The following is a 12,185-nucleotide window of genomic DNA, read 5'->3' on the forward strand; positions in this document are numbered from 1 at the left end:
AAAAGATGTCGGCGATCTCAGCTTTGCTGCTGCTTGCTCGGCACAGGGGCCGGATCGGCGATCGCACTATCCTTGGTCCGCCTGCGGCTGCGGCGCCAGAGCCCGACCACGAAGACGCTCGTCACGTAGCAGACCTGCATCAGCACGAGGATAGCGAGACCATAAAGGGCGGCTTCAAGCAGCGACGCATTTTGATGAGCTACGATGCCGAAACCGAGGGCTACAACGATTGCGAAAATAGCGAAGGCCCAGGCGCGAATGGCCGCTCCGGCTGCGAGCGAAATCAGTATCACAATGATCGTGCCGTTCAGCATTGCGATGCCTTATTCCTTTCCATCGTCCCACATGCGCCCCATGTCGATCTTCACATTACAGGGCTAAATCCACAACGCCCAGCGTTTGGTCGTGGAGCGATAGCAATGGTTAATATTCTCACAATCCACAGTGATCAAAACGCCGACGAGACACGATCGACTCCCGATCGGATCAGAAATTACCCGCTTGCAACAAGTACACGACAGCACCTCGACAAAGAGAAATTTTTTACAGACTCGATAAAGACAGTTGCCGACGAAGAACTACGAGAAGGATTGTACCATGAGTAATCAGTGCGTGGCCTACGTTACGGATGTCGAATATTCCTTTCCGACTATTCTCTCGGCGCTGCAGGCCCGAAAATTTGCAAATCCTGAGACGGATGTTTGCGTTCTCATGTCAGAACATTTGGACAATTTCGAGGAGCTGAAGAGCCTGCTGGCGTTGAGTGGTGTCAAACTGATGGATGCGACGGAAGCACTGCACCAATCCCTCGGCAAGCTCGATGGTTCGCATTTCATGGGCCGTATCAGCGTCAGCACCATGGCCAAGCTCGTACTCGCCCAGATCCTGCCTGATAATTATACCCAGATCATCTATCTGGATGGCGACACACAGATCGTCAGCAGCCTTGCCGATCTCGAAAATGCGTTCGCCCCTCCCGGAAAGTTCTTCGCAGCGCGCGACTACACCTCCATCCACGGCCTGCTGCAGAACGGCAAGGACAGCAGTTACTTCAATGCCGGCGTTCTGAAATTCCACCGCGACGGCTGGATCGGGCCGGAAGCGCTGCAGCTCTTTGCCACCAACCCGGACGCCTGCGATGGCAAGCATGATCAGGGCGCATTGAACTATGTATGTGGTTCTTCACTCATCCTGGTGTCGAACCGCTGGAACTTCCCCAAACAGTTCCTGCATCTGGTGGACATGTCCTCGCTCGCCATCGTCCACTACATGGCACACCCCAAACCCTGGCACGGCACGTTCTTCCCGTGGAGCGATACCGAAAGCCAGGTCTACATCGATCTGCGCAGGACCCACCCTGCCTATAACGCGCTGTACCGGGGCATCAGCTTCGACCGCAAGGTGGTTTACAAATACCGTTCGATGCGTGAACGCATGAGACATGCCCTGCAGAATGAGACACCCAATCCGCGCGTCCAGACCCTGCTTGCCGGCGACTATGTCTGCTGACGAAAAGTCGGCCCGATCCCTGCAGGCAGAGCCGGTCCTTAGAACCGGCGCGAGTGTTCAGGAGTAGAAATGAGCGCTTTGACGACCAGCATCTCGCACTATGCCAAGGCTCGGCTGCGCCGTTCGCTGAAGGCCGGCCAAGTCGGCTATGCCGGGCTCCGCGACAGCCTGAAGCAGGCCCGCCATGTCCTGATCTGCGTGATCCGCGACGAAGGACACCGGATGGAGTTCTTCCTGCAATATTATCGCGATCTCGGCGTCGAGCACTTCATCTGCATCGACAACGGTTCGAGCGACGGGACAGTCGAACTCCTGTCCGGCATGAAGGATGTCTCGCTGCTTTCGGCCACCGGCTCCTACAAGGCGGCGCGCTTCGGCAATGATTGGATCAACGCGGTCATAAACCGCCATTGCCAGGAAAAATGGGTTCTCTATGTCGATGCGGATGAGTTTCTCGTCTATCCGCATTGCGATACGCGCTCGATCAGCCAGCTGACCGCCTATATGGAATCCGTCGGCGCCCGCTCGTTGCGCTCGGTCATGATCGACATGTACAGCCGCAATCCCGTCAGCGAAAACATCTGCGAACCCGGCTGCAATCCGCTCGACGTGTGCAACCTCTTCGACCGCTCAGGTTATGAATCGCATTTCGACAGGAACAGCCGCACCATCTGGATCAAGGGCGGCGTGCGCGGCCGTGTCTATTTCCGCGGCCGCACCTGGGATGGTCCGGCGCTCAACAAGATCCCGCTGATCTACGTATCCGGCGAGCGCCTCTATCTCAAATCCTCGCACCAAGTCTGGCCGCTCTCCCTCAACCTCGGCGAAATGCGCGGAGCCGTCGGCATCACCGGTGCCCTCCTGCACTTCAAATTCCTGTCGAGCTTCCTCCACAAGGTCGCCGACGTCGCAAACCGCTCGGAGCATACCGCCGAATATACGATGTATTCCTCCCCCGAAGACGCCCGGAACTTCGCCTATACCGGCACCGGCAGTTACCGCCACTGGAAGGACCTCTCCGACAACGGTCTCCTGCAGGGCGAAGGCTGGCAGTACTGGCGCAGCGCCTCCGATGCTGAAGTGAGGCAGAAGAGCTTACCCGCTCCTGAGAAAGCGTCTTCTCCAGTGCAAAGGGGCGATGTCATCTCAGGCGAAGCAACATCGTCGCGTTAACGCTTTACGGGCGCGTATTAACGCCCGCGTTTACGGTAACTTACTTCCCCACGCAATCGTGCAGTCTATGGTGCCATTCTGGTGAAATCAGGAAGCGATCATGCTGAGACGCATTCTCCTCGCCGGGTTCTGCGTGCTTGCAGGCTGCGGCCATCCGACTGGCGTCATGACCCCTATCGCTCTCACGGCCAGCACGCCGAAGACGTCGCAGGTGGACATGCTGGTGGCCACGACACGCCAGCCTTCCGGCGATCCTACGACGCTTTTTAACGGTGAGCGCAGTCCCAAGCCCTACCTGACGGATATCGCCATTTCCATTCCGCCGAAACGTGCGGCCGGCACTGTTCAATGGCCCGAACGGCTGCCGCCGAACCCGGCAACCGATTTTGCCGTCACGCGGGTCCAGCAGCTCGAGACGCGAACAGATGGACGTGCCTGGTTCAAACAGCATCTTGTAGACGGACATGCCCTCGTCTTCGTACATGGCTTCAACAATACATATGAGGATTCCGTGTTCCGGCTGGCCCAGATCGTCCACGACAGCGGCATGAAGGCCACGCCGGTCCTTTTCACCTGGCCCTCGCGCGCCAAGCTGACAGCTTACGAATACGACAAGGAAAGCACGAATTATTCGCGAACCGCACTCGAACAGGCGCTACGGATCCTCGCGCAGGATTCGAGCGTCAAGGATATCACCATCCTCGCCCACTCCATGGGAACCTGGCTCGCCATGGAATCCCTGCGCCAGATGGGCATTCGCGACGGACATGTGAACCCCAAGATCCGTGACGTCATTCTTGCCTCGCCCGATATCGACATACAGGTCTTCGCCAAGCAGTTCGTGGAGATGGGAACGCCCCATCCGAAATTCACGATCTTCGTTTCGCAGGATGATCGGGCTCTGGCGGTATCGAGCTTCATCACCGGAAAAGTATCCCGGCTGGGCGCCATCGACCCCTCCAAGGAGCCCTATCGCAGCAGGCTGGAAGAGGCCGGCATTACCGCGATCGATCTGACGAAGGTCGACACGGGCGACAAGCTCAACCACGGCAAATTTGCCGAAAGCCCTGAGATCGTTCAGCTGATCGGCCAACGGCTGATAGCCGGCCAGCCTCTGACGGATTCCAATATCACCCTCGGCGAAGGTGTTGCCGCCGTCGTCGGCGGCACGGTGCAAACAGTGGGCAAGGTCGCTGGTACGGCCGTCGCCGCCCCGCTGGCAATCGCCGAACGTCCGCCGGTCGCAGCAAAGCCGGTGAAGGTCGAAGATACACTGCGGGGCGACCCGAAATCCGAGCCGTTGACACAGTAACGGCATGGTTTACGCGGCCATTACATCTGGCAACACCGCCGAAGCCATGGTCGTAGCTAAACTGAAAGGGAACGCTGATCAGCGAGGCGACCGGATTGCTGAGTTTCTTGGCAAGATCGCTGTCGGACTCCTGCGCAGCAGCGGCATCGATCATGCCGAGGAGCCACGGCAAAAGCGCCAGCAGACGAGACGCAAACCTGATTGCAGCCCATCATTCCCTCCGATACCCGTGGTAAGGAGAACATAGACGCGACCCGGCAAACAAGTACGTTACCGTAAATTTACGCCGACCTTACCTCATACGCGAACGCGTTTACGGTAACGTACTTCCGCCCCCTGCGCTTACGCGCGAAGCTTTCAGCTCACACTCCGGAGGTGACGATGGCACTGGCATTCGGCGACGCACATGCCTCGAACGGGGCACCCGAAGGCATGGTCTGGATTCCCGGACGAACCTTCACCATGGGGTCGAACGATCACTATCCGGAGGAGGCGCCTGCCCATCTCGTGAAGGTCGACGGTTTCTGGATCGACGAGATCCCGGTCACGAACCGCAGGTTCACGGAATTCGTCAAGGCGACCGGTTATGTCACCTTCGCCGAAAAGACTCCCGACGCCAAGGATTATCCCGGCGCCAAACCCGAGATGTTGCGTGCGGGATCGCTGCTCTTCTTCCAGCCGAAGACCGTCAGCGGGCCTGATATCACGCAGTGGTGGACGTTCAAATTCGGTGCGAACTGGCGCCGGCCGCTCGGCGGCATCAGCGACCTGCGCGGCAAACTCGACCATCCTGTCGTGCATGTGGCCTGGTGCGATGCGAAGGCCTATGCGGATTGGGCTGGGCTCGAACTACCCACGGAAGCGGAGTGGGAACTCGCTGCGCGTGGCGGCCTCGACGATGCGGAATTTGCCTGGGGTGACGAACTGATGCCGGGCGGCATTCCCATGGCCAATACATGGCAGGGAACCTTCCCGGTGAAGTCCACGAAGCCGAAGGGCCACGAACGGACCTCGCCCGTTCGCAGCTTTCCGCCGAACGGCTATGGCCTTTACGACATGATCGGCAATGTCTGGGAATGGACCGCGGACTACTGGTCCGATCGCCATCCCGAACCATCGGCAAAAGCCTGCTGCATTCCGAACAATCCGCGCGGCGGAGGCGTGGAGGCGAGCTACGACCCGCGCCAGCCCGATATCCGTATTCCGCGCCGTGTGCTGAAGGGCGGCTCGCATCTTTGCGCACCGAATTACTGCCGCCGCTATCGCCCGGCCGCCCGTCATGCCGAGCCGGAGGATACCTCGACGAGCCATCTCGGTTTCCGCTGCATCAAAAGGGCACCCGCGTCCGAGGAGCCCATGCCTCAGGAGAATGCCCATAAGCAGGTCCACGCAAACCATTGACGCCAGCCTCGCCTCCCTCGTCGTCGCTTTCGTCCTTCTGATCGCAGCGGCATGGAGCCCGGTCCTCGCGCAGGAACCGCTGCCTTCGTGGAACGATACGCCCGCCAAGACCCGCATCATGGATTTCGTCAAGGCGACCGTCACGGAGGGTGGCGAGGGTTATGTCGCGCCTTTGGACCGCATCGCCGTCTTCGACAATGACGGCACACTCTGGTCCGAGCAGCCCTATTACGTCCAGCTTGGCTTCATGCTCGACCGCGTCAAGACGCTCGCGCCGCTGCATCCCGAATGGAAGACCAGGGACCCCTTCAAGAGCATCCTCGGCGGCGACCTGAAAGGCGTCGCGAGAGGCGGTGAAAAGGGCATGGTAGACCTCGTGATGGCGACGCATGCCAACATGACGTCAGACGAATTCACCAAGATCGTCACCGACTGGTTCGCGGCATCGAAACACCCCAAGACCGGCAAGCCCTATACCGACATGACCTATCTGCCGATGCGTGAACTGCTGGATTATCTGCGCGCCAACGATTTCCGAACCTTTATCGTCTCGGGCGGCGGCGTCGAGTTCATGCGCCCGGTGACGGAACAGCTTTACGGCATCCCGCCCGACCAGATCGTCGGCAGCACGATTGCCACCGAATATGATCTCGTCGACGATGTGCCGGTTTTGAAACGCCTGCCGAAGATCGATTTCATCGACGACGGTCCCGGCAAACCCGTCGGCATCAACAAGTTCATCGGTCAGCGGCCGATCTTCGTGGCCGGCAATTCGGATGGCGACTACGAAATGATGCGCTGGACGACATCAGGCAAAGATCCCGGCTTCGCGATGCTGGTCCACCACACGGATGCCGATCGTGAATATGCCTATGATCGGGATTCGGCCTTTGGAAAGCTGGACAAAGCTCTGGACGAGGCCGAGCGCCGGAACTGGCTGGTGGTCGACATGAAAAACGACTGGAGAAAGATCTTCGCCTTCGAGCAATGACAAGGCGGTCGCCTGGTTGCCACGAGCGCCTTGCACAATCTTAGAAATGGAAGACCACACCCAAAATCGGACCATGTTCGACGATGTCGTTGGTCAAGGTGTCGCCGCTGTAGTTCACGCCGAGGGCGCGGTAACCGGCCATTGCGGAAATGGCGTCGTTCCATTTGTAGCCGCGAAACTGGCCACCGAAGGCGAGCTTGCAGAAAGCCGAGGTCGAACACGTAGGTTACCGTAAACGCAACCTTATTTACGGGTTGAGGGCACTCGTAACGTCATTAAACGCGAACACCGCTCCAGCCTTGGCGAGACCTGCCTCGATCTCAGCCGAAAGCAGCGGCTGGAGGCGTTTTGCTTCCAGCTTCCGCCGCAGGGTCCGTTCGAAATCCGGATCCCTGCCACGCACATCGGCAAGTCGCGCCTTGGCTTGATCGGAACCGAGCTGACCGAGTGCGGCAGCGCGCAAGGCGCGCACGACGAAATCCGTGCAATTCACCTGCTCGGCAAGCAGTGAGGCCTCCGACCAGTCGCCGCGGCGATAGGCATCGAGAGCAAGAACGAGCATGGCGTCGCGCGGCACAATATCGACGGCACGGCCGGCATCCTGCGCCATAGCAACACCAGCGTCGAAGTAACCGGCTGAAAACAATACGGAAGCGAGCTTTGCCACAGCATCCGGATTACTCGGGTTGAGCGAGATCGCCCGATTTCCGGCCTGCAGCGCTGCATCGATGCGTCCGTCAGCGAACTGCGCCATCATCAGCGCCACATAGGCGCGATCCGACATGGGGGCGATCGAAACCGCGCGGTTCGCCAGACCGAGAGCACGGTCGCGCACGACAGCATCTCCGGCCGCGGCCTCCGGCGCGATAAGGACGCGCGCAAGCAACGCCTCGGCATCGGAATTGCTCGGATCGGCGGCAAGCGTCCGTTCGAGGCAGGAGCGCACCGCGGCCATATTGTCCGAACTGCCGTCATCGAGCTGATATTCTGCACGCAGAACGCAGGCGTTACCGATCGACTCTGCGCTGCTGGCATGCGTTTCGATATTGTTGATCACCCCACGCGTCGCTGCAAAGCGGCGCGCAAGAACATCGACGATCTCCTGGCGGGTCGCTGCCGGGCTTTTTCCGTCAATGGCAATCGTTTCGAGCCCCGATTTCAGGAGATCATCGGACTGGCTGTCGACGATCTGCCACCAGACACTCCTGAGATCGCCATCGCCGTAATATTTCATGTCGATTTCATAGGCCCGTCCTGCAGCCTTCTGGGCTCGCGCACCGGCATAACCAGCCTTCGCCACGGTCAGCGTCTGGAATTGCGTCAGCGCCGTCAACAGCATGTCACGCGTCTGGCTGGCCTCGCCTTGCATCCTGGTGTCAACCGCATCCATGGAAAGAGCGACCGACGGGCGGACTGTCAGGGACGGCTTTGAGGCATAGAGAACGACGCCGGCAGCAATCAGCGCGCAGAGCAGCAGCGCCATCCCCGTATGGACCATCAGGGGCCGGCGAAAACGTGAAACGGCAGCGGGGCCTTCCACAGCCGGGCAAACAGGAACATCATCAGGCGCCTGGGGCAGATCGCTTTCCAGCGCCACTTCTTCTTCGTCATGCTCGTAAGGCACATGTGACCGAGGGAAAAGCGTCACATAAGTACCCTTGGGAATGTGGATCGTCACATCCTGCTCGGCACCGAAGGCCTCGTAATAGTTCTCGATCGACGAACGCAGCCGGCTCACCTCGATGCGCACGATCGGATCGTTCGATGCATCGAAATTGCTCGCTCGCCCTAGGACATCAAGTGCGATGGAATAGGCCTTGACCCCCTCCTCGCAGCCGGCGAAACGCCGTTCCGCAAGATACCTCAGAATGGCCCGTTGTCGTTCCGTAGCATGGAATCTGGGATCGGACAGAATTCGTTCGAGTTCCGCCCTGGCCTCCGACAACGATACTTCGCATGTCCTTGCGTTGTGTACTTCAGCACCCATGACCGCCCCGCACGCGCTGATTAGGCTAAAGCATAACAGGGACGTTTATCGCCGAGACGGCGAGAGGTTGCAACTGAAAATTCTAACAAAACCATTAGGCGATCTCTTTTAACGCGAGTCAGCGCCTCAATTCGGCACGTTGGAGCCGCGCTCCAAAACATACTGAATGATATCGGATTCGATTTCGGCACAGATGGTCTCGTACTCCACGACCATAGGACGATGCTCCTCCCCGGGCTGTCGCATGAGGCGTTCCAGGACTAGGCTCGCTTCCTCATAAGCCTCAAAGAGATCGCTGAGCGAGCGGGATTTCGATGCGAGAAGCTGCAGTCTGCCCCGCATTGCAGGCAATTTCAGCATGAGCCGCCACAGCCCGCGCTGTGCGGTTTCCGTGCCGTTCCACTTGATGCCTCCTTCCTTACCCATTGGAGATTCGGGCCTCCTGCTCATCCCGCCGACTATGGAGTGACAGGTACAAGATGGAAGTACGTTACCGTAAATCCGCCGCCATTTACGCCTCTTACCCCGCCTTTACGCCGGAGTTTACCGTAACGTACTCCCATAAACGCATCGGCTGTGCTCATCCTTCCAGCGTGGAAGGAGACATAGGAAATGATCAGGCTGGGGGTATTTCTTCTCGCTTTCCTCGTCGCGACCGCGGCGGCGGCGCAAACCGCGCCACCGCCGCCCCAGCAAAAGATCGACCAGTTGATAGGCCTGCTGCAGGATCCCGAGATCCAAACCTGGCTGGAAAGTCGGAAGAAGGAGCAGGACGCAACAGCCGCAGCCGCCCAGCCATCAGGCTTTGCGACTTGGGAAGCGCGGGTGCGCTCGCGCATCCATGGTATTCTTGCTGCAGTTCCGCGCATCCCCTCCGAAGTGTCGGAAGGCGCCGCTCGTGCTCGCCAGGATGCCGTATCGCATGGCTATGCGCCGATCTTCCTGATTTTTGCCGGCCTGGTCGCTGCAGGCGCGGCCGCCGAATGGCTCTTCAGGCGCGCCCGGTCTCCCTCGATCGGCCCGGTCGCTCGCCTTCTTCCGGTCGCGGTTTTCACCCTGGTCGTTGCGATCATATTCTTCGCCGTTGAATGGCCGCCGCTCGCACGGCTGGTTCTGCTCGCCTATCTGGCCGCCTTCGTCGTCTACCGCGTAGCCGCTGTCTTGATTGGCCTCGTGGAGAGCATCCGCCCCTCGCTCGCCATCCGCGCCCAGCTTTTTGTCGGCATCGCACTGTTTGCCGCGGCAACCGCGACGCTCGGCGCACCGCTTGGCGTCGATCAGGCCGTCACGGAGGCCATCTCCTATTGTTTTTCTCTTCTTCTGCTGGCGCTCGCGATCGAAACGGTCTGGTCGGCATTGGCCCGATCCATTGTCATAAAAACAGGCCTCACCGCCTTCCTCGCTCTTTTGTGGATCCTCTGGTGCCTTGATCTGCAAGGCCTTTTCTGGCTCGGCGTCTACGCTCTCGTCCTGCCGGATCTGTTGCGCGCCATAGGCGGAGCAGCGGCAGCGCTCACGACGGCGCCGTCAGGAAGCGCCAGGAGCATATTGCTCGTCCGCGGCAGCCGGGCGATCATCATAGCACTCGCCGTCGGCTGGCTGGCTCTCGTCTGGCGCCTCAGTCCGGATTCCCTTGCAAATCAGAACACGACCTTAGCCGCCGTCCTCCATGGACTGCTGAAAGGTATCATTGTTCTGCTGATTGCCGATCTTCTCTGGCAGCTTGCCAAGGGCTGGATCGACCGCAGCATTACAACCTCGGCAGATGCGACCGGCCTCGCCCCTGCCGAAGTGGCGAAACGCGCGCGATTCCGGACATTACTGCCGATCTTCCGCAACGCGCTCGCCGTCATGGTGGCGGTCATGGCCGGCCTGATCGTGCTGGCGCAGCTCGGCGTCGAGATCGGTCCGCTGATCGCCGGCGCTGGCATCTTCGGCGTGGCGATCGGCTTCGGTTCGCAGACCCTCGTCAAGGACGTCATCAGCGGCGTTTTCTATATGCTCGATGACGCCTTCCGTGTCGGCGAATATATACAGGCGAAAAACTACAAGGGAACGGTAGAAGGCTTCAGCCTGCGCTCCGTGCGGCTGCGCCACCATCGCGGCCCCGTCTTCACCGTGCCCTTCGGAGAGCTCGGCGCCGTGGAAAACATGAGCCGCGACTGGGTGATCGACAAGTTCCGCATCTCGGTCGCCTATAACACCGACATCAACAAGGCCCGCAAGATCACCAAGACGATCGGCGCGGAGTTGAAAGAAGATGCCGAGGTCGGCCCGCTTTTCATCGAACCGCTCAAGATGAAGGGCGTCGAGGAATTCGGCGACTACGGCATCGTCCTGAGCTTCGCCATGACGACAGTGCCCGGCATGCAGACCTATATCCGCCGCAAGGCCTACGCCATGATCCGCGAAGCCTTCCAGAACAACGGCATCGAATTCGCCCAGCCGATGGTGCAGGTCGGCGGCGACGACAAGAACGGCGCTGCTGCCGCCGCAACAGCCACGCTCCGCGCCGCCCAGCAGGCGAAGGCCGCCGGCACGGAGGGCTGAGATGACCGCCGCGGAGTCCGGACCGGACACCCGAAGAGGTCAACAATACGTTTGTCCTGCCAGTTGCCCATGACGCGATATCCCTCCGTTTCACTCGACTGCAAAGCGAATGGCGGCCCTGACGGCCGCCACGCTATTTGTTTTCGCAATTCTGGGCGCAAAACCGCCAAGCACTTTTGCTGCTGGAATTGCTCCGTATTATTTCTGTTTCGCTGCCTTTTCAGCAAGCTGCTTGCGATATTCCGGCACAGGCAGACCGCCCACCCCCCAGCTCTCCATCTCGATTTCATCGATGACGACGAAGGTGCTGTCATGCGGCTTGCCCATGATGTCGAAGAGCAGATCGCTGACACCCTTGATGAGGGCTGCCTTCTGTTCCGGCGTGGTGCTGCTTGCACCCGGAGCCGTGCCTTCGCGTGTCACCTTGATATTCACATAAGGCATTGTCGTTCTCCTTGAAGGACGGGGGCTCTTCAGGCGCGCCGTCCGTTGCGTCCCCTTGCAGCCATTACCAACGGCCGGCGTGCTGGCCGCCATCGACATTCAGCGTCTCGCCGGTCACGAAGCCGGCATGCTCCAGATAAAGCACGGCATCGACGATTTCGCTCACCTCGCCCAACCGGCCGACCGGGTGCAGGTCCTTGAGGAAATCATGCGTTTCCGGCGCATGCATCGGCGTCCTGATGATGCCGGGTGCGACTGCATTCACACGAATGCCGCTCTTGGCATATTCGATGGCGAGCCCGCGCGTAACGGCATCGAGACCACCCTTGGTCAGCGTCGCAAGACCCGTGGGAACACCGGCGATCGGCTGATCCACAAGGGCCGTGGTGATCTGAACGATGTGACCATGGCCCTGCTTCAGCATCTGGGCAATGGCAAACTGCGTGACGTGGAAGAAGCCGGCAACGTTGACGTTGATGACATTGTTGAAGTCTTCAACTGTGTAATCGGTGAATGGCTTGCCGATGAAGATACCGGCATTGTTGATGAGCGTGTCGACACGACCGAACCGCTCCACGGCCGTCTTGATCACCTGTTCGGCCACAGCGCGATCACCGACGTTGCCGGGGACTGCGATAACGCCCGCATTGGATGACGGCTGGATGTTGCGGGAATTGGCGACGACCGTATATCCTTGATCGCGATAGGCCTGAACGATACCTGCGCCGATACCCTGCGACGCACCGGTAACGACTGCGACTTTCTGCTCATTGCTCATGACATGTCTCCTTGGAAGATCGGCGCTTTGCGCCATGTGT

At 59.6% G+C, this 12,185-nt stretch carries 11 protein-coding genes and 1 pseudogene; 6 read left to right on the forward strand and 6 right to left on the reverse strand.

Annotated features, from left to right (window positions below; translation table 11 throughout):
- Positions 1 to 17 precede the first annotated feature (17 nt).
- Positions 18 to 314, reverse strand: a complete 297-nt coding sequence (locus FHT82_RS16280; RefSeq protein WP_183732622.1) for a hypothetical protein — start codon at positions 312 to 314, stop codon at positions 18 to 20.
- Positions 315 to 597: 283 nt separating this feature from the next.
- Here FHT82_RS16280 and FHT82_RS16285 point away from each other — a divergent pair, with 283 nt between their 5' ends.
- From FHT82_RS16285 to FHT82_RS16295, 3 genes are all read left to right on the forward strand, one after another.
- Entirely contained in the window at positions 598 to 1,509 is a 912-nt protein-coding gene (locus FHT82_RS16285; RefSeq protein ID WP_183732625.1) for a glycosyltransferase, read from the forward strand.
- A 69-nt stretch (positions 1,510 to 1,578) separates the two neighbouring features.
- Positions 1,579 to 2,682, forward strand: coding sequence for a glycosyltransferase family 2 protein (locus FHT82_RS16290; RefSeq protein WP_183732627.1), 1,104 nt, complete (start codon positions 1,579 to 1,581; stop codon positions 2,680 to 2,682).
- A gap of 100 nt (positions 2,683 to 2,782) precedes the next feature.
- Complete coding sequence (locus FHT82_RS16295) at positions 2,783 to 3,994, forward strand: alpha/beta hydrolase (protein WP_183732630.1); 1,212 nt, start codon at positions 2,783 to 2,785, stop codon at positions 3,992 to 3,994.
- 37 nt (positions 3,995 to 4,031) lie between these two features.
- Here the strand turns inward: FHT82_RS16295 and FHT82_RS30370 are convergent.
- A pseudogene (locus FHT82_RS30370) lies at positions 4,032 to 4,148 on the reverse strand (transporter); the annotation flags it as partial.
- A 227-nt stretch (positions 4,149 to 4,375) separates the two neighbouring features.
- On the opposite strand from FHT82_RS30370, the gene FHT82_RS16300 reads away from it, so the two are divergent.
- On the forward strand, positions 4,376 to 5,395 hold the full coding sequence (locus FHT82_RS16300) for a formylglycine-generating enzyme family protein (RefSeq protein WP_183732633.1): 1,020 nt from the start codon (positions 4,376 to 4,378) through the stop codon (positions 5,393 to 5,395).
- Complete coding sequence (locus FHT82_RS16305; protein WP_183732635.1) at positions 5,364 to 6,386, forward strand: HAD family hydrolase; 1,023 nt, start codon at positions 5,364 to 5,366, stop codon at positions 6,384 to 6,386. The genes FHT82_RS16300 and FHT82_RS16305 overlap by 32 nt, the downstream gene beginning before the upstream one ends.
- Positions 6,387 to 6,633: 247 nt before the next feature.
- Here FHT82_RS16305 and FHT82_RS16310 read toward each other — a convergent pair whose 3' ends face one another.
- Together FHT82_RS16310 and FHT82_RS16315 are read right to left on the reverse strand one after the other, a co-directional pair.
- Entirely contained in the window at positions 6,634 to 8,331 is a 1,698-nt protein-coding gene (locus tag FHT82_RS16310; RefSeq protein WP_348647623.1) for a hypothetical protein, read from the reverse strand.
- A gap of 168 nt (positions 8,332 to 8,499) precedes the next feature.
- Positions 8,500 to 8,799, reverse strand: coding sequence for a hypothetical protein (locus FHT82_RS16315; RefSeq protein ID WP_183732641.1), 300 nt, complete (start codon positions 8,797 to 8,799; stop codon positions 8,500 to 8,502).
- 186 nt (positions 8,800 to 8,985) lie between these two features.
- On the opposite strand from FHT82_RS16315, the gene FHT82_RS16320 reads away from it, so the two are divergent.
- Complete coding sequence (locus FHT82_RS16320; protein WP_183732643.1) at positions 8,986 to 10,923, forward strand: mechanosensitive ion channel family protein; 1,938 nt, start codon at positions 8,986 to 8,988, stop codon at positions 10,921 to 10,923.
- Between the two features lie 198 nt (positions 10,924 to 11,121).
- Here the strand turns inward: FHT82_RS16320 and FHT82_RS16325 are convergent, their stop codons facing one another.
- A complete protein-coding gene (locus FHT82_RS16325; protein ID WP_183732647.1) occupies positions 11,122 to 11,367 on the reverse strand; it encodes a 4-oxalocrotonate tautomerase family protein in 246 nt (81 codons plus the stop codon).
- Between the two features lie 64 nt (positions 11,368 to 11,431).
- Positions 11,432 to 12,145, reverse strand: a complete 714-nt coding sequence (locus tag FHT82_RS16330; RefSeq protein WP_183732650.1) for an SDR family oxidoreductase — start codon at positions 12,143 to 12,145, stop codon at positions 11,432 to 11,434.
- Positions 12,146 to 12,185 lie beyond the last annotated feature (40 nt).

Origin of the sequence: Rhizobium sp. BK275, from assembly GCF_014193555.1 — a bacterium.
Classification (GTDB): Bacteria; Pseudomonadota; Alphaproteobacteria; order Rhizobiales; family Rhizobiaceae; genus Rhizobium.